The sequence below is a fragment of the Methylobacterium sp. J-067 genome (genome assembly GCF_022829465.1).
Classification (GTDB): domain Bacteria; phylum Pseudomonadota; class Alphaproteobacteria; order Rhizobiales; family Beijerinckiaceae; genus Methylobacterium; species Methylobacterium litchii.
The window spans coordinates 1-17665 of record NZ_JAKSXZ010000100.1 but is presented as its reverse complement, the minus strand read 5'-3'; the positions used below and the strand labels follow the sequence as shown (position 1 = coordinate 17665).

The window sequence follows — 17665 nt, the reverse complement described above, 5'->3', positions numbered from 1 at the left end:
CGAGGCTGCTCGTCCGGTCGGCCTCGTTTACGGCCCGCCGCGCGAGTTCGGCCGAGCCGCTGACCTGCCGTCCGATCTCCTGCACCGACGAACCGAGTTCCTCGGCCGCCGCCGCCACGGTCTGGACGTTCGAGGTCGCCTGTTCCGCCGCCGCCGCGACCGCGCTCGATTGCGCGGCGGTCTCCGCTGCCGTGCCGCTCATGGCGCCCGCCGTGGCCTGCAACTCGGTGGCCGAGGAGGAGACCATGCCGACGATGCCGCCGACCGCCGCCTCGAAGCCGTCGGCGAGCTCGACCATGGTGCGCTTGCGCTCGCGCGCGGCCGCCTCGTCGGCGACGCGCTTGATCTCGGCCTGTTCGGCAGCCTTCTGGGCGACCATCGCCTTGATGCCCTCCACCGCCTTGCCGACGGCGCCGATCTCGTCGCCGCGCTTCGCCTCCGGAATTGGCGCGTCGATCTCACCCGTCGCCATCCGCTGCAGCACCGCGACGAGGCGGCCGAGGGGGCGGGTGATGCCGTAGACCGCAATCGCGGCGAGAAGGCCGAACGCCGCGAGAAGGCCGGCCGATGCCAGAACGGTCAAAGTCCGCGCCGCGTCGGCGGCGACCTCTTCGGCACGGTGCTTTTCCGCCTCCAAGTCGGCGACATTCGCAGCGACCCGCTTGTCCAATGCCTCCAGAAGGGCCTTTCGCGATGACCGTCCCTCACCGGACGAGAGGGCCATCGCAGCCTTCGGGTCGTCACTCAGACCGAGATCGACGGCCCTGCGTGAGGTCGCGAAGAAGCGGGCCGTCAGATCCCTCAGCTGCTCGTTGATCGCACGTCGCTCCGGCGTGTCGGAGAGTTGGACAAGGCTGCCGACCGCTTGGGTCGCCTTCTTCTCCAAACCCGCATGCTCGTCACCCAAGACCCGCCGGTCTGCGCCATCCGCGATGATGAGGTTCTTCTCGCGGATCGTCGCCTCATCCACGGCAACGGCAAGTTGCAGAACGAGGATCGCGCGCCGTGCGCTGTGATCGACGATTTCCTGCGTGTTCGCATCGAGGGTGGCGAGGCTGTTCCGTGCCAGAGAGACCATCCCAACACAGACCGCAATGAGCACGGCCACGGGGACCGCAAGTTTCACGATGAGCTTCGCGTCGTTGAGCGATTTCATAGCTCGCCATCACTAGAGGCGGTACACGATTGCCGCCCGCCGAGGCAACGCCCCGAGGGCGCGTCGCCGTCTTTACTCAGAAATGTCTTAAGGGCATCGAATTCGTTGGTCCGAGATGGACGGGATTGTTTATGAGACGTTGATACAAACTCGATCTTCCCGATCACCCTGCGCACTCCCAGGGGCGCAGCCCATCCACAACCCTGCGTTTTCGGCGCATCGGATCACGATCCGGTCCCCGCGCCGCGCCGTGAGTGGATCGAAATCATCGACGCTCACGCAGATGGTAATACAAATAATCTTGTCATAGATGCTCTCGCAGATTTTAATCAATCCAATTAGAAAACATCCCGATTGTTGGCTAGGTCTTGCTTGTGTAAGCCCGTTTGACTGGGTCGATCTTGTGAGAAACCTCATGGCCTCCCGAACCCTGTCGGGCAGCGATCGGGGGGCGGCGCTCGCGCGGAGCTGCGCCGCCCACCTGCACAGGGCGCGGCGCATCCTGGATTGCCCGGCGCTGGCCGAGGACGTCGTGCAGGACGTGATGCTGCGGCTCATCGCCGAGCCGCCGGAGGGCATCGCGGGCGAGCCGGACGCCTATGTCGGGCGGATGGTCCGCAACCTCGCCCTCGACCGGGCGCGGCGGCGGGGCTTCGAGCGGCGGCTGTTCTGTCCCCTCGACCTCGCGCCGGACACGGCCGATGGAATCACCGGCACGCCGGAGACGACGACGGCCACGCGGGACGCCCTGCGCCGGGTCGAGGCGGCGGTGGCGGCCCTGCCGGAGCCGATGCGCACCGCCTTCCGCCTGCACCGTGTCGAGGGCGTCCCGCAGATCGAGATCGCCCGGCGGCTCGGCGTCTCACGGGCTCTGGTGTGCGGCCTCGTGCGGCGCGGGCATCAGCAGTGCCTCGCGGCCCTCGATCCGCGCTGCGCCGGCTGCCCGGCGCGCGCCCGCCGCCCACGCCAGGAGCAGGACGAGGCCGAGCCCGTCGGCGAGGTATTCGGCGACGACGCGGCTCACGAGCACGCCCTCGTAGCCGAGGAGCGGCGGCAGGATCAGCAGCGGCGGGATCAGCGCCAGCCCCTGCGCCGCCAGTGAGACGGCGGCGGCCCGGCGCGGGGCGCCGATGGCCTGGAACAGGGCGGCGGCGGTGAGCTGCAGCCCGATGGGCAGGAAGGCGAGGGCGAAGACCGACACGGCCTCGATGCCCGCCCGCACCGTCTCGGCCTCCTGCGCGAACAGCCCGACCAAGGGGGCGGCGAGGGCGATCATCAGGCCCCCCGCCGCGAGGCCGTAGGCCAGGGACGCGGCGACGGTGAAGCCCAGCGCCCGGCGCAGCCTGTGCGGCAAGCCCGCCCCCGCCGCGTGGCCGAACACGACCTGCGCGCCGGCCACGAGGCCGAGGAGGGGCAGAGCCGCCACGAGGGTGAGGCGCAGGGCGATCCCCTGGGCCGCCACCGCCGCCTCACCGTAGGGGGCCGCCGCCTCCACGAAGAGCGCCATCGCGAAGGCTGCGAGCAGGCTCGACCCCGTGACCGGGACGGCGAGGCGCAGGGCTTCGCCGAGGAGGCCCGGCCCGCCCCGGCGCGGCGAGACGAGCCGCAGGGCGCCCCGTCCGCGCGCGAAGACCCACAGATAGGCGAGGGCGGCCGCGACCTGCGCCCCGACGATGGCCCAGCCGGCGCCCAGGGTGCCGAGTCCGCAGAGGCGGATCAGCACCGCGTCGAGCACGATGTTGAGGCCGAACCCGCCGACCATGATCGCCCCGCTGAGGCGGGCATGGCCCTGCGCCCGCACCACGAATCCGCCGACGATCATCACGAGCATCAGCCCCGTGCCGACCGTCGCGAGCGCCGTGTAGGGCGCGGCGGCGGCGGCCAGCGCCTCATCCGCCCTGAGGAGCCGGAGCCAGGCGGGGGTGTCGAGGAGGATCGCGACGGTGACGGCCGAGCCGGCCGGCAGAGCCAGCCAGAAGCCGAGGGCCGCCGCCGCGCCCGCCAGGGTGCCGTCCCCCGCCCCGAGGGCCCGCGAGACCTGCGAGGCCGCCGCGATTCCAACGCCGTAGCCGAGGGCGGCGACGAGGAGGGTCACGGGGTAGGCGATGGCGATGGTGGCGATGGCCGTCGCCCCGAGGTCGGCCACGAACCACGCATTGACCACCATCTGGAGGGCATGGGCCGAGATGCCGAGGATCGCCGGCCCCGCGAGGCGCAGGATCAGGACGGCGACCCGCGCGTCGTCGAGGGCGAGCGGCCGGCTCATCGCTGCATCGCCGCCGGCCGGATGGCGGAGCGGGCGGCCTGCTCCTCGCCGAGGATCGTGCGCGCGATGGCGCCCGCCCGCACCGGCAGGATCGAGAGCAGGGTTTCGGTCAGCCCGTGGGTCGGCTCGCTGAAGCCCTGGAGATGCAGGCTGACCCGTGAATCGGCCTGGACGAGGGGCAGCCGGTACTGCCGGTCGACGGTCTCGCCCGCCAGGAAGGGGCGCAGCGGATCGAGGATCGCCGGCACCGCCGCGCGCCGGTAGCCGGTGGCGCAGATCACCGCCGCGTAGGTCTGGTGATCGAGCGCGCCGGTCAGGCGATCCCGCAGGGTCGCGTGAAGGCCTTCGTCCGTCGCGTCGAGGGCCGTCACCTCCGTCGAGCGCCGCAGGCGGAAGCGCGTCACGCCGCTCACCGTCTGCTCGTAGAGGGTGGCGTAGAAGGACTGGATCAGGTCGGCATCGACCACCGCGTAATTGGTGGCCCTATGGGCGGCGATCAGGTCCGCGCGCACCGGCGCCGGGGCGTCGTGGACCCTGTCGACGGCGGCCGGGTCGAAGATCTCGTTGACGAAGGGGCTGTCGTCGGCGGGCTTGAGCGCCGGGCCGCGGATCGCGAGGTCGATCAGGGCGCGGGGATAGCGCGCGCCGAGATCGGTGGCGATCTCCACGGCGCTCTGGCCGCCGCCGACCACGAGGATCCGCGCCTCCGGCCCGTCGAGGCGTGGCTCCCCGAGCGCCTGCGCGATTCCCGGCAGATACCATGATGAATGGATCAGCCGCCGGTCGCGGGCATGGGCGGCGAAGGGTTCGGGGATCGACGGATCGCCCCCCGCCGCCACGACGAGATGGCGGCATCGCCTGAGGCGGTGCGCGCCGCCCCCGTCCCGCGCCTCCACGACGAAGGCGGCGAGGCGCCCGTCCCGGATTTCGGGCCGCACCGCCTCCACCGCCTCGCCATAGGAGACGGCCTCCGCGAAGTGCTCCGCCGCCCAGGTGAGGTAGTCGTTGTATTCGATCCGCGAGGGCGTGAACGTCTTGATGTTCAAGAAGGTGCTGAGCCGGCCCTTCACGTGCAGGTAGTTGAGGAAGCTGAAGGGGCTCGTCGGATCGCGCAGGGACACGAGGTCCTTCACGAAGCTGATCTGCATGTCCGCGCCGGGCAGCATCATCGCCCGGTGCCAGCCGAAGCGCGCCTGCCGTTCGATGAAGCGGAAGGAGGGCCGCAGGGACGAGCCGGCGAGGGCGTCCCTCAGGGCGATGGCCAGCGACAGGTTGGCCGGGCCGAAGCCGATGCCGAGGATGTCGTCGGTAGTGGGCTGGTCGGTCATGCGCACGCTTCCTCGGATGGGTCCTCGACCGGGACGGCGGGCGGGCGCGGCGCCGCGTCGGCGGCCGCCGCCCCCGGCACCCACAGCCGGTCGCGGACGAAATGCTCGCGCGACAGGGCCACGAGGGCCGCGCGCTTGTGGGGGAAGTCGATGGTCGCCACCGTGCCGAAGCCGGAGGCGTGCAGGTTGCGGAGCTGCTGGGCGTGGTCGGCGCGCGGCTCGCCGACGATGCGCGCCGTGCGCGGCTCGTCGAGGAACAGGTAGTGCATCAGGGAGGGCAGCCAGGCCGAAAGGTAGGGGCGCCCCCGCACCGCCGGATCGCCGATGGCGACGTGCCAGCCGCGATCGTAAGGGCCGGATTCGTAGAGCGGGCCGAGGCGGCTCTCCCGCGCCCAGTACAGTTCGAAATAGCCGAAGGGCCGCCCTTCGAGGCAGCCGAACAGGGGCAGGGTCGCCGGATCGTCCTGAAGGCGGGCGATCAGGGCCTCGTGCGCGGCGAGGCTGCCGCTCTCCTCCCAGATCGCGGCGACGCGGGGGTCGTTCATCCAGCCGGAGAACAGGGCGATGTCGCCGGGCTCCGTCACGGTGCGGAAGGTCAGGGTCCGGCCGAGCCAGGGGATCGCGCGGGCATAGACGATGCCGGAGGGTGTCTCGGGCCGCAGGGGATGCCGCCGCCCGGCGGTGACGGTGAACAATTCGGGGAAGGCCGGGCGGGCCTGGGGCAGCCAGCGCCCGGCGCATTGCCAGAGCAGGCCCGGCAGAATCTCCACGCCGTCGCGGACCCGCCGCGCCGCGCCGAGGGCGCAAAGCCGCGCGCCGATGGCCGGGTCCGCCTCCACGACGATGCGCTGCGCGCGGGTGTCGGCGGCGGTCAGGCGCTCGGCGCCCGCGAGGATCGCCTCGACCGCCTCGGGCGACGGCGCGCCGGTATATCGCACGACCGGAATGTCCCGGCTGCCGCCCCATGCGAGCCCGGCAAGCTCGCCTCCTGTGTCGGGTCTCGCCACGTCCGTCATCCGTTTCCCGTGTGTCCTCGGCACCTCCCTGACGGATGGACCCCGCCCCGGTTCAGCAGATTTTTCGAGCGGCGGCGGCGTGAACGCCGCGTGCCGTCATTCGTCTGGTCTGTCGGAGCCCCTGGGGCGCGGGAGAGGATGCATGACCGGGCAGGACCACGATCCATCGGCTGCGGAATGGATGGCCGGGCCTCTCGTGGTCGCGTTCGACGGGGCCGGGCATGGGGCCTTCTGGCCCGCCGGGCGCCCCCTGCCTGCGGGCTGGCGTCGGGCGCACGGCCCGTGCGGGCTCGCAGCCGCGCGGGACTGGATCGACGCGCATCCTCCCGTTCCCGAGGGCGACCGGCCGCTCCCGCCCGATGCGGATCGCGAGAGCGTGCCGGAACGGCTCGCTCGCCTCGCGGCGGAGGATCCGGGTCGCCCGGCCGTGATCTTCGGCGCGGAGACGCTGAGCCGCGAGGGGCTGGATCGCCACGCCGCCGCCCTCGCGGCGGGGCTTGCCCGACAAGGCATCGGGCGCGGGTCCCTCGTGGCCGTGGCCCTCGATCGCTCGCCGCTTCTGATTGCCGCGCTGCTCGGAATCCTGCGCGCGGGCGCCGCCTTCCTGCCCCTCGATCCCGCCTATCCCCCCGCCCGCGTGCGGATGATGCTGGAGGATGCCGGGATCGCCGAGTGCATCGCGACCCCCGCCATCGCCGCCTGCCTCGATCTGCCGGCGGGGGTGACGCGGCTCGATCCCGCCGCCCTCGCGGAGGCCGGCCCGGCCGGCGCCCCCGCGCGGATGCCGGAGCCCGGGGACCCGGCCTATCTGATCTACACCTCGGGCTCGTCGGGGCGGCCGAAGGGCGTGCTCGTCGCGCACGGGCCGCTCGCCATGCATTGCCGCACGACGGCGGCGGCCTACGAGATGGATGCGGAGTCACGCGAACTCCACGTCCTGTCCTTCGCCTTCGACGGGGCGCACGAGCGCTGGATGACGCCCCTCGTGGCCGGCGGATGCATCGTCCTGCGGGGGCCCGACCTGTGGACCGCCGCCGAGACCCTGGCGCAGATCCGCCGCCACCGCGTCACCCATGCCGGCTTCCCGACGAGCTTCATCGGGCAGGTGGCGGATTGGGCCGAGCGCCTGGGCGAGGCGCCCCCGGTCGCGGTCTATTCCTTCGGCGGCGAGGCCATGGCGCGCGAGACCTTCGCCCGCCTCGGCCGGGCCCTGAAGCCGCGCCTGCTCATCAACGGCTACGGCCCGACCGAATGCGTGATCTCCCCGCTGATTTGGAAGGTGCCGCCGGGGACGACCTTCCCGGAGCCCTACGCACCCATCGGCGGGCCGGTGGGCGCCCGCGCCATCTACGTGCTCGGGCCGGACCTGGAGCCCGTGCCGGAAGGCGAGACCGGCGAACTCTTCATCGCGGGGGGGCTCGCCGAGGGCTATTGGCGCCGCCCGGCCCTCACGGCGGAGCGCTTCCTGCCGAACCCGTTCCGCGAGGGCGGGCGGATGTACCGGACCGGCGACCGCGTGCGGCGGCGGCCGGATGGCAGCCTCGCCTTCGCCGGCCGGGCGGACGATCAGGTGAAGATCCGCGGCCACCGCATCGAGATCGGCGAGGTCGAGGCCGCCCTGCGCGGCCTCCCCGGCGTGGCGGAGGCCGTCGTCCTGCACCGGAGCGGCGCCGGCGGCGCGGTCCTGGCGGGCTACGTGGTGCCGGCGCCGGGGCAGCATCTGGAGGCCGGGCGCCTGCGGATGGCCCTCGGCCGCCTCCTGCCCGAGCCGATGGTGCCGGCGAGCCTGACCCTGCTCGACCGGATGCCGGTGACGGCCAACGGCAAGCTCGACAGGGCCGCGCTGCCCGACCCTGCCGACGATAGGGCAGGGCGGCCACCCTCCGGCGCCACGGAGCAGCGCCTCGCCCGGATCTGCTCCGAGGTGCTGGGCTTCCCCGTGCGCGTCGCCGACCGGCGCTTCTTCGACCTCGGCGGCGATTCCCTCTCGGCCCTGCGGCTCGTGGGACGTCTGCGCCTCATGGCGCCACAGGGCGGGATCGGCGTCGCCGACCTGCTGCGCAACCCGACCCTCGCCGAACTGGCTCAGCGGATCGAGGCCGGCTCGGTCACGGAGGAGGGCGGCCCTGCCGCCACGGTGCGGCTCTCCGCCGGGCGGCCGGGGAGCCCGCGACCGCTCCTCGTGCTGTTTCCCGGCCTGCTGGTCAGCACCCGCGAGTACGAGCCGCTGGTCGCGGCGCTGGGGCCGGATCAGGAGGCCCATGGGTTCCTCTGCGCGTCCCTGGTCGAGGAGGTCCGCCCCCTGCCGCCGGTCGCCGACCTCGCCCGCGCCTATGCCGGGCGGGTCCGCGACCTGATGCGGGGCCGCTCCGGCTCATGCGTGTTCCTAGGGTGGTCCTGGGGCGGCGTCCTCGCCTACGAGACCGCCCGGCAGCTCGGGCCCGGCTTTCCCCTGGATTATGTTGGGATGCTCGATGCCTGCGGCCTCGAACCCGCCTTCGCCCTCGGCGCGGGCGATCCGCTCCCGCCGGACGAGCGCGCCGCCCACGAGGCGATGCTCGCCGCGTGGCTCGACCGCTCGCCCATGCGCGCCGACTGGGAGGCGTTGCGCGCGCGGATGGATGCGGAGGCGCTGGCGCAGTTCCTCCGCTTCATGGCGAGCGAGCCGCAACCCCTGCCCGCCGACGGCCCCGAAGTCGGCAGCCGGGAGCGCATCCTCTGGACGCTGGTCGATCACGCCCTGCAATTCCGCGCCCTGCGGCTGGAGCCGGGTTCCGTCCCGATCCGCAGCTTCGTGGCAGAGGCGTCGCTTGCCCGCCGCCTCCCGGTGATCGACTGGGCGCCGACGACCCAGCGCCTCCTCTCCGTCGAGATCGTGCCGGAGACCGACCATCTCGACATCGTGCTTTCCCCCGGCCTCCACGCCCGGATCGCCGCCCTGACGGAGCCGGCGCCGTCGTGGAGCGCCGCGTGAGCCTGGAGATCGTCAGCGATCCGACCTTCGAGACCCTGCTCCAGGCGCATGTCGCGGCGCTTACCGGCTCCCTACTCGACGGCGCGGCGCGGGGCCCCGATGGGGCTGGCTTCGTCTGGTCACGGGCCATCCCGGACCCGACCCTGAACTTCGCCTACGGCATCCGAACCCCGGCGCAATTCTCCTGGGCGGGCGCGGCGTCCCTCGGGCGTGGCCGCTCGCCGGCCTTCCTGGCAGGGGACGAGGCGGAGCACGACCGGCTGCGCGCGCTGTTCACCCCGGCGGCGACGTTTCCGGCGAGCTGGATGGTGGCCCGGCCCCCGCCGGTGCCGGCGCGGGCGGCCGACCCCGCCGCGCTCACGCTCTCGCCCCGGGTGGATGCGGCCTTCGAAGAGGTTTTCGCGCAGTCCTTCGACGACGGGGCGGTGCGCAAGCACCTGCGCCGGACCTACCTGCCGGCCCTGCGCAGGGCCAAGCCGGGCCCCGGCCTCGCGCTGTGGCACATGATCCTCCGGGACGCGGCGGGGCCGGCGGGCTGCGCCACCCTCGCCCTGCGCGACGGCGCGGCCGGGCTCTATAATGTCAGCACCCGCATCGACCGGCAGAATCGCGGTCTCGGCGCCGCCCTCATCCACGCCGCCTTGCGCGAGGCGAGGGCACGCGGCGCGGCGTTCGTGTTCCTGCAATGCCCGGCGGGAGGGCCGGTCGAGGCCCTCTACGCCCGGGCGGGGTTCCGCACGCTCTACCGGCCGAGCCTGCTCTGCACGAGCCTGACGGAGTAGGGGACTCGCCGCTACCAGCGGCGGCTCAGGGCGATGCCCGTCGCCCCCGTTCCGGGCGGCGTCGCGTCGCGGCGGGCGAGGACGACGCCACACCCGGCCAGGGCGACGCGCAGGTCTTCGGCGCAATCCTCGGCCTCCGCGAGCGTCAGCAATTCGCCGCGCCGATACGAGGCACCGGACGCCGCCACGGCGACCACCGCGAACCGGCCGTCGGCGCAATCGACGATGCTGTACGTGACCACGCGCGCCATGCACCCCTCATGTTGGCGTCAGAGACTTCTCAAACGCCACCGCGCGAGGGATCGATCCGCCGATCGCTCGGCCAAGCTGTTCGCGGGTCTTCCTCGGAGCCTCGTATCCGTCGCTGACGTGATCAGGGTCAGTGGCAGACGCACCACGGAGACCGGCCCATGCCGTGCCCCCACGTATTTGTATGAGAATTGAGCGGCGCGCTCGAAACTGGCCTTGGCTTCGACTGACACTCTACGCGGCACGGGCGGTGCGCGACCGGGGCGTCGCCGAAGACATCAGACAAGTACGCAGCGATTACAGTCCCTACAGGCTCGTCGTGCTCCAATTGGGTTTGCTTCGATCGGTCTGGTCACGCCCAATTCACCGGGGCCTGAACAGCGAGATTATAGCTTGAAGTTCGGGGCTTGACCTAGCATGACTGGAGTTGTCCTCTCCACGACCATCGTCGGCACTTGAGCACATGGCCCGCCGCGCATCCTATCGGATCACCGAACACCCCGAGGGACGGTTCACCATCACGGTGACGCTGGCCGGCGGCGGCACGCATGCGCGCGAGGGGCTCACCACACCGGCGCAGGTCGAAGAGGCTCTGTCTCTCCTTCGCGATCTGATGATAGCCTGCGGCGCTTATCTCGTCGAGGAGCCCACGCTCGGCCTCGCGGCGGAATAAGTTGGTTAACGAGCGGCAACAATTCGTCGGAAACCGACTTTAGTTCCATAATCTTTCTTATGCGAATACTCTAGGACGATGTGATAAACCTGAGAAACGGGTCGTCCGACGATCCTCGTCATTTTCCATAGACCCGCCCCGAATGCAGGGCAGCCCTGCCGAGACGATCGCCGCGTAGGCACGGACCCGCCGGGGCTGATAGGCCCTGCATCAATTCCATCCCGAGTGCCTGCCGATCCGCAGGGAGTTGATCCCGACCGATGACCCTTGTCGCGCTTCCCGAGACCACGCCCCTCGACACCGAGGTCGCGACGGCGGCCGCGCCGCCCGTGGCCGCGCCCGGCCGCAATCCGACCCTGGTCCTCGCCGCCCTGGCGATGGGCGGCTTCGCCATCGGCACGACCGAGTTCGCGGCGATGAGCCTGCTGCCGGCCTTTGCGCCGGATCTCGGCCTCGATGCCCCGACGGCGGGGCACGTGATCAGCGCCTATGCCCTGGGCGTCGTCGTCGGCGCCCCCGTCATCGCGGTGCTGGCCGCGAAGATCGCCCGGCGCACGCTGCTCATCGGACTGATGGTGCTGTTCGCCCTCGGCAACGGGCTCTCGGCCCTCGCCCCGAGCTACGGCTGGATGCTGGCGTTCCGCTTCCTCGCCGGCCTGCCGCACGGCGCCTATTTCGGCGTCGCCGCCCTCGTCGCCGCCTCGCTGGTGCCGAGGGAGCGCCGCTCACAGGCGGTCTCGCGGGTCATCCTGGGACTGACCATCGCCACGGTGGTCGGCGTGCCGCTCGCCAACGGCATCGGCCAAGTCGTGGGCTGGCGCTGGAGCTTCGGCCTCGTGGCCCTGCTCGCGCTCCTTACCGCCGTGCTCGTGCGCGCCTTCGCGCCCCTCGGCGCCCCGGCGGCGGGGGCGAGCCCCCTGCGCGAACTCGGCGCGCTCAAGCGGGGGCAGGTCTGGCTGACGCTGGCCACCGGCGCCATCGGCTTCGGCGGCCTGTTCTCGGTCTACACCTATCTGGCCTCGACCCTGCTGGCGGTGACGCACGCCCCTCCCCTCGCGATTCCCGCCGTGCTGGCGGTGTTCGGCCTCGGCATGACGGCCGGCAACCTGATCTGCGCCTGGGCGGCCGACCGCGCGCAGATGCCGGCGGCCGGGGCGACCCTGGTCTGGAGCGCGGCGGCGCTGGCGCTCTACCCGTGGGCCTCGGCGAGCCTGTGGACGCTGACGCCCACGGTGTTCCTGATCGGCTGCGGCTGCGGTCTCGCGACGATCCTGCAGACCCGCCTGATGGACGTGGCCGAGGATGCGCAGACGCTGGCCGCCGCCCTCAACCATTCCGCGTTCAACGTCGCGAACGCCCTCGGCCCGTGGCTCGCCGGTCTGGCGCTCGCGGCCGGGTTCGGCCTCCCCAGCACGGGGTGGGTCGGCGTGGCGCTGGCCCTCGGCGGTCTCGCGATCTGGGCGGTCTCCTTCCGCCTGGAACGCGCCCGCCCGTAGGGACCGCGCCCCAAGCCACGTTGGCGAAGGGCCGGGAAGGTCATACAGTCATACACATGACCGGGAACGCCACCCACCCACCCGACCTGCGCCTGCCGCTCTACCAGCGTCTGCGCGACGAGATCGCCCACAAGATCGCCCGCAACGTCTGGCGGACAGGCGAGCCGATCCCGACCGAAGCCGAGTTGGCGGCGACCCATCGCGTCGCCATCGGCACCGTGCGGAAGGCCATCGACAGCCTCGTCGCCGACGGTCTGGTCGAGCGGCAGCAGGGCCGGGGGACCTTCGTCCGCCGGCCGCGCTTCGACCGCTCCCTCTTCCGTTTCTTCCGTCATCTCGATGCCGAGGGCGCGCAGGCCGTGCCGGAAGGGCGCATCCGCGACCGGCGGCGCTGCCGCGCGCCCGACGCCGTGCGCCGGGCGCTGGAACTGGAGGCCGGCGCCGAGGCCCTGAGCCTCCTGCGGACGCGGCTCATCGGCGGACGTCCGGTCCTGTCCGAGGAGATCTGGCTGCCGGCTGCGCGCTTCGCGGCCCTGCTGACGGCTCCGCTGACGGAGATCGGCGACCTTCTCTACCCCGCCTACGAGGCGATCTGCGGCGAGATCGTCGCCCGTGCGGAGGAGACCCTGACGGTGGGCTCCGCGACCGCCGCCGATCGCGACCTTCTCGACCTCGACGAGGGCGCCCCGGTGGTGCTCATCGAGCGCCTTGCCTTCGGCTTCGACAACCGCCCCATCGAGTGGCGTCTGACCCGGGGCCCGGCGGCGGGCTTCCGGTACCACGTCGACATCCGCTGAGGGCCTTGACGGCGGGTTCGTCGCGAGGTCATACATTCATATAAATGACTAGTCCTCTTAAGGGGACGGAGGAAAGCCCTTGTTCCGCTGGTACCGCGAGATCGGTCCGGCCGAGCGTCGTACCTTCTGGTCCTGTCTGGGCGGATGGTCCCTCGACGCCCTGGACGTGCAGATGTTCAGCCTCGCGATCCCCGCCCTGATCGCGACCTTCGGCTTGAGCCGCACGGATGCCGGCCTGATCGGCGCCGTCACTCTCGTCGAGGCGGCGCTAGGCGGATGGATCGGCGGCGTGCTCGCCGACCGGATCGGGCGCGTCCGGGCGCTTCAGATCACCGTCCTGTGGTTCGCGGTCTCGACCTTCCTCGCCGCCTTCTCCCAGACCTTCGCGCAGTTGCTCGTCCTCAAGGCCGTACAGGGGCTCGGCTTCGGCGCCGAATGGGCGGCCGGCGCCGTGCTGATGGCGGAGGCGATCCGGCCCGCCCATCGCGGCCGGGCGCTCGGCGCCGTCCAGAGCGGCTGGGCGCTCGGCTGGGGCGCGGCGCTGCTCCTCTCCACCGCCGCCTTCTCGGCCCTGGGGCCCGAGGCGGCGTGGCGCGTACTCTTCGCCTGCGGCCTCGCCCCGGCCCTGCTCGTCCTCGTGATCCGCCGCACCGTCCCGGAGCCGCCGCGCCCGCGCGAGGCCGTCCCGGCGCGGACGGGTCCGCTGGCGATCTTCTCCCCCGCCATGCGGCGGGCCACGGTGACGGGCACGCTCCTCGGCCTCGGCGCCCATGGCGGCTTCCACGCCCTGTTCACGTGGCTGCCGACCTATCTCAGCGCCGAGCGCGAGGCGTCGGTGCTGGGCACCGGCCTCTATCTCGCGATCATCATCGCCTCCTTCGGCCTCGGCTGCCTCGTCGCGGGCGGGCTGGTGGACCGTCTCGGGCGGCGTCGGACGGTGGCCCTCTACGCCGCCGGCTGCATGGGGCTGGTGGTGCTCTATCTGCTGGTGCCGGTGAGCGGCACGGCGCTGCTGTTGCTGGGCGCGCCCCTGGGCTTCTGCACCGCCGGCATCCCGGCGAGCCTTGCCGCCCTGTTCAGCGAACTCTTCCCCACCGGTCTGCGCGGTACGGGGATGGGCTTTTGCTACAATGCCGGGCGCCTCGCCTCGGCCCTGCTGCCCCTCGGCGTCGGCCTCCTGAGCGAGATCCTCGGCCTCGGCCCCGCCATCGGCCTGTCCGCCCTGTCGGCCTACGGGCTTGTGCTCCTCGCCGTCGCGCTCCTGCCCGACGCCCCCTCCCCTCCCCTGACGCCAGAGACGATCCGATGAACCGGCGCTCCTTCTGCCGAGACCTGCTCGCCGGGGGCCTCGCCCTCACCCTGCCCGCGCGGGCCCAGGCCGAGGATCCTGTCCGGATCGACACCCACGCCCACGTCTTCACCCGCGACCTGACCCTCGCGGGCGAGCGCCGCTACGCCCCCGACTACGATGCGAGCATCGCCGACTACCTCGCCATGCTCGACCGCAACGGCATGACGAACGGCGTGCTGATCCAGCCGAGCTTCCTCGGCACGGACAACAGCTACATGGTCTCGGCCCTGAAGCGGGAGCCGAAGCGGCTGCGCGGCATCGCCGTGCTGGCCCCGGAGGCCGAAGAAACCGCGATGCGCGACCTCGCCGGCTCCGGCGTGGTGGGCCTGCGCCTCAACCTCATCGGCAAGCCCGATCCGGCCTTCGCGAGCCCGGTCTGGCAGGCCCATCTGGCGCGGGTGAAGGCGCTGGGCTGGCAGATCGAGGTCCAGGCCGAGGCACGCCGGCTCCAGGCCCTGCTGCCGCCCCTCGTCGAGGCCGGCGTGCCGGTGGTGGTCGATCATTTCGGCCGCATCGACCCCGCCCTCGGCACGGACGATGCCGGTTTCGCGCAGCTCCTCGGCTTCGGCGCCGGGCAGCGCGTCTGGGTGAAGCTCTCCGGCGCCTACCGGATCGGCAAGGGCGAGGACGGGGCGCGCCATGCGAGCGCGGCGGCCGCACGCCTGCGCGACGCTTTCGGCGTGCAGCGCCTGGTCTGGGGCAGCGACTGGCCGCACACGCAATTCGAGACGGTGGCGACCCCGGCCAGGGCGCTCTCCGACCTCGCCCTCTGGATTCCCGACGCGGCGGAGCGGGCCATCGCGCTCGGCCGCACGCCCGCGCAACTCTTCCGCTTCGACGCCTGACCCGAGGAGACCACGATGGCCGCGTTGACCACGCCCGAGGAGGCGTTCGAGAGCCGGACGATGCGCAAGGTCGGGCTTCGCCTGATCCCGTTCCTCGTGCTCTGCTACTTCATCGCCTATGTCGACCGGGTGAATGTCGGCTTCGCCGCGCTCACCATGAACCGCGACCTCGGCCTCTCCACGGCGGCCTTCGGCCTCGGCGGCGGGCTGTTCTTCGTGGCCTACGTGCTGTTCGAGGTGCCGAGCAACCTCGCCATGGAGCGGGTCGGCGCGCGGATCTGGATCGCGCGGATCATGATCACCTGGGGGCTCGTCGGCATCGGCTCGGCCTTCGTCACCGGGCCGGTGAGCTTCGCGGTCGCCCGCTTCCTCCTCGGCGCCGCCGAGGCCGGCTTCTTCCCCGGCGTGATCCTCTACCTGACCTACTGGTTCCCCAAGGCCTACCGGGCGCGCATCGTGGCGATGTTCATGGTGGCGATCCCGCTGTCGAGCTTCTTCGGCTCGCCCCTGTCGGCGGCCCTGCTGACCCTCGACGGCACCGCCGGCCTGCGCGGCTGGCAATGGCTGCTGATCCTGGAGGCGGTCCCGGCGGTGCTGCTCGGCCTCGGCGCCCTCGCGCTGCTGCCGAGCCGGCCGGCGAGCGCCACCTTCCTCACCGAGCAAGAGCGCGACTGGCTGACGACCCGTTTGGACACCGAGCGCCGCTCTGCCGAGGCGGCGTCGCCCCATGCCGCGCACGGCTTCGCGGCGGTGCGGGCCGTCCTCGCCAGCCGCCAGGTCTGGCTGCTCGCCGTGATCTATGCCGGCAGCTCCGCGACCAGCAACACGCTGTCGCTCTGGATGCCGCAGATCCTCAAGGGCTTCGGCCTCAGCAACCTCGAAACGGGGTTGCTGAACATGATCCCGTTCGGCATCGCCTCGGCCTTCATGATCTTCTGGGGCCTACGTGCCGACCGGAGCGGCGAGCGGATCTGGAGCACTGCGCTGCCCCTGGCGCTGACCTCGCTCAGCTTCGCCCTGACGCTGCTGACGGGCTCGCTCTGGGTGACGCTGGTGCTGCTCTCCCTGGTGCTGCTCGGCAATTACGCCATCAAGGGGCCGTTCTTCGCCCTGGCCACCGAGACCCTGCCGCCGGCCCAGGTCGCGGCCGGAATCGCGGCGATCAACACGCTGGCGCATCTCGGGACCGGCGCGATCACCTCGCTCATCGGCGTCCTCCGGGAGCAGACCGGGAGCTTCCCCATCGCCCTCCTGCCGCTCTGCGCCCTCACCGGCCTCGGCTGCGCCCTCGTCTTCTGGATCGGGCGCCATCGCGGGCCGGAGCCGGAGCTCCGCGGGGCCACGCCCGCCGCGCGGGGGTGACGGCGGGCGGTTGTGGCCGCAGGGCGACACTGGTCGCGCACCGATTGTGGATGACGGCGTTTGCCTCCGAATGATCAAGGTTCGGGCGCGAGGCTGAACAGATCACAGCCGATGCCGCCGCCATGCTCGCTTTCTCCCAGTCCTTCGTCCACCGGCACCGCGAAGAGGTCGCCGTGCTCGTCTCCTCGGCCACCTTCCTCGTGGGCGCCTTGAGTCTCGTGTGGTTCGTCACCCTCAGGATCTGACGCGCCCCGGCCGCCGAGGCCGGGCTACCTCTCGCGCGGGTCGCGGGCTAGACGGTCGTGCCTTTCCCAGCGCGGGTGCACGATGCGTCGATTACTTTTGATCAGCCTCCTCGCCGCTTTAGTGGCGGTCGGCGTGCTGGCCTATCAATTGGTGGGACGCGGCGGACGTGTCCCGGAGACTGCCAAGGAGCAGGCCGCCGGGACTCCGGTGCGCGCCATCCCGCTTCGCCCCAGTGAGGGAACGCCCCCCCTCCCCACCCCGGCCGGCGGCGGCGCGGCGGCGTCGCCCGATGTCCTGGGTGACGTGTCCCGCACCCTCGACGACCTGCGCACGCGCGACACGACCGAGGGAGCCCCCGGCCCGACCCTGACGCCGGCCCAGGTCGAGGCGCTGAAGGCGCAGGCGGAGCGGCGGCATGTCCGCCCGGTCACGCGGATGACCTTCCCCCTCGATCCCGGCACCGTCGTCCCGGCGCAGGTCTATCTGCACCCGATGCCGCCCGAATTGTCCGGGCTGGGACAGGCGAGCGATCCCCTCGGCTTCATCCAGGTCGGCGACCGGTTCGTCCTCGTCGGGACGGTCTCGCGGCGCATCGTGGCGGTCGCCAAGGGCTGACCGGCCGGATCTCCGGGGTTCCACCATGGTGCGCGGCGCCGGAGATACTGTTTCCCAACTGTAATTGACGTGTTTCTCACCGATTTCCGATAGTGAAAAAGTGTCGTGCAAGCAACACCCGGAGCGTGTTGCAATGTTTCAGATAGAAACACATTGCAGACTCAGGCCGGGTTATGATTTGAGTAGCATAAAGGGCCGCCGCAAAAGGAAGGCCCAGTAAGACCCGTCAATCAGACGCGGGTCCTCAATAAGCGATCAAAGCCGCACGAACAGGCAAGTCGCATTCTGGTCTCGAAGCTTTGGGGTCTATAATGAAACTCTTGAAGAGCTCTCTGCTCGGGTCGGCTGCGGCACTCGCCGCCGTCGGCGCCGTGCAGGCCGCCGACCTTCCGGTCAAGAAGGCGGTCCCGATCGAATTCGTGCGTGTCTGCTCCGCCTACGGCGCCGGCTTCTTCTACATTCCCGGCACCGACACCTGCCTCCGTCTCTCGGGCCGCGCCCGCTTCGAG

At 71.7% G+C, this 17665-nt stretch carries 16 protein-coding genes and 1 pseudogene; 12 read left to right on the top strand and 5 right to left on the bottom strand.

Annotation, left to right across the window (positions count from 1 at the left end):
• On the bottom strand, positions 1-1156 hold a 1156-nt coding region (locus tag MKK52_RS12280; RefSeq protein WP_243954143.1), incomplete at its 3' end, for a HAMP domain-containing protein.
• Positions 1157-1466: 310 nt separating this feature from the next.
• Here MKK52_RS12280 and MKK52_RS12275 point away from each other — a divergent pair.
• Positions 1467-2009: pseudogene (locus MKK52_RS12275) on the top strand (sigma factor); the annotation flags it as partial.
• A 9-nt stretch (positions 2010-2018) separates the two neighbouring features.
• Here the strand turns inward: MKK52_RS12275 and MKK52_RS12270 are convergent.
• The 3 genes from MKK52_RS12270 to MKK52_RS12260 are packed head-to-tail and all read right to left on the bottom strand — an operon-like array spanning position 2019 to position 5757.
• On the bottom strand, positions 2019-3422 hold the full coding sequence (locus MKK52_RS12270; RefSeq protein WP_243954142.1) for an MATE family efflux transporter: 1404 nt from the start codon (positions 3420-3422) through the stop codon (positions 2019-2021).
• Positions 3419-4750, bottom strand: coding sequence for a lysine N(6)-hydroxylase/L-ornithine N(5)-oxygenase family protein (locus tag MKK52_RS12265; protein ID WP_243954141.1), 1332 nt, complete (start codon positions 4748-4750; stop codon positions 3419-3421). Before MKK52_RS12265 ends, MKK52_RS12270 begins: the two co-directional genes overlap by 4 nt.
• Positions 4747-5757 (bottom strand): GNAT family N-acetyltransferase, encoded by a 1011-nt coding sequence (locus tag MKK52_RS12260; RefSeq protein WP_243954140.1) that lies wholly within the window; start codon positions 5755-5757, stop codon positions 4747-4749. The genes MKK52_RS12265 and MKK52_RS12260 overlap by 4 nt, the downstream gene beginning before the upstream one ends.
• Positions 5758-5908: 151 nt before the next feature.
• Here MKK52_RS12260 and MKK52_RS12255 point away from each other — a divergent pair, with 151 nt between their 5' ends.
• Both MKK52_RS12255 and MKK52_RS12250 read left to right on the top strand, forming a co-directional pair.
• Positions 5909-8740 carry an amino acid adenylation domain-containing protein gene (locus MKK52_RS12255; RefSeq protein WP_243954139.1) on the top strand — a complete coding sequence of 944 codons (2832 nt, stop codon included), beginning with the start codon at positions 5909-5911 and terminating at the stop codon, positions 8738-8740.
• Positions 8737-9522 carry a GNAT family N-acetyltransferase gene (locus MKK52_RS12250; protein ID WP_243954138.1) on the top strand — a complete coding sequence of 262 codons (786 nt, stop codon included), beginning with the start codon at positions 8737-8739 and terminating at the stop codon, positions 9520-9522. The genes MKK52_RS12255 and MKK52_RS12250 overlap by 4 nt, the downstream gene beginning before the upstream one ends.
• Positions 9523-9533: 11 nt before the next feature.
• On the opposite strand, the gene MKK52_RS12245 is transcribed toward MKK52_RS12250, so the two are convergent.
• Positions 9534-9773, bottom strand: coding sequence for a hypothetical protein (locus tag MKK52_RS12245; RefSeq protein ID WP_243954137.1), 240 nt, complete (start codon positions 9771-9773; stop codon positions 9534-9536).
• 461 nt (positions 9774-10234) lie between these two features.
• On the opposite strand from MKK52_RS12245, the gene MKK52_RS12240 reads away from it, so the two are divergent.
• The 9 genes from MKK52_RS12240 to MKK52_RS12205 all read left to right on the top strand — a co-directional run.
• On the top strand, positions 10235-10444 hold the full coding sequence (locus tag MKK52_RS12240; protein ID WP_243954136.1) for a hypothetical protein: 210 nt from the start codon (positions 10235-10237) through the stop codon (positions 10442-10444).
• 260 nt (positions 10445-10704) lie between these two features.
• Entirely contained in the window at positions 10705-11940 is a 1236-nt protein-coding gene (locus MKK52_RS12235; protein WP_243954135.1) for an MFS transporter, read from the top strand.
• A 56-nt stretch (positions 11941-11996) separates the two neighbouring features.
• Positions 11997-12737 (top strand): GntR family transcriptional regulator, encoded by a 741-nt coding sequence (locus MKK52_RS12230; RefSeq protein ID WP_243954134.1) that lies wholly within the window; start codon positions 11997-11999, stop codon positions 12735-12737.
• Positions 12738-12816: 79 nt separating this feature from the next.
• Entirely contained in the window at positions 12817-14046 is a 1230-nt protein-coding gene (locus MKK52_RS12225) for an MFS transporter (RefSeq protein ID WP_243954133.1), read from the top strand.
• Positions 14043-14933 carry an amidohydrolase family protein gene (locus MKK52_RS12220; RefSeq protein WP_243954132.1) on the top strand — a complete coding sequence of 297 codons (891 nt, stop codon included), beginning with the start codon at positions 14043-14045 and terminating at the stop codon, positions 14931-14933. Before MKK52_RS12225 ends, MKK52_RS12220 begins: the two co-directional genes overlap by 4 nt.
• 15 nt (positions 14934-14948) lie before the next feature.
• Positions 14949-16295: an MFS transporter gene (locus tag MKK52_RS12215; RefSeq protein ID WP_243954131.1), complete on the top strand. Its 1347-nt coding sequence runs from the start codon at positions 14949-14951 to the stop codon at positions 16293-16295.
• A 122-nt stretch (positions 16296-16417) separates the two neighbouring features.
• Complete coding sequence (locus tag MKK52_RS26945) at positions 16418-16540, top strand: hypothetical protein (RefSeq protein ID WP_279597800.1); 123 nt, start codon at positions 16418-16420, stop codon at positions 16538-16540.
• A gap of 97 nt (positions 16541-16637) precedes the next feature.
• Positions 16638-17156 (top strand): DUF1236 domain-containing protein, encoded by a 519-nt coding sequence (locus MKK52_RS12210; protein WP_243954130.1) that lies wholly within the window; start codon positions 16638-16640, stop codon positions 17154-17156.
• 311 nt (positions 17157-17467) lie between these two features.
• Positions 17468-17665: porin (locus tag MKK52_RS12205; RefSeq protein WP_243952682.1), on the top strand; the 198-nt coding region annotated here is incomplete at its 3' end.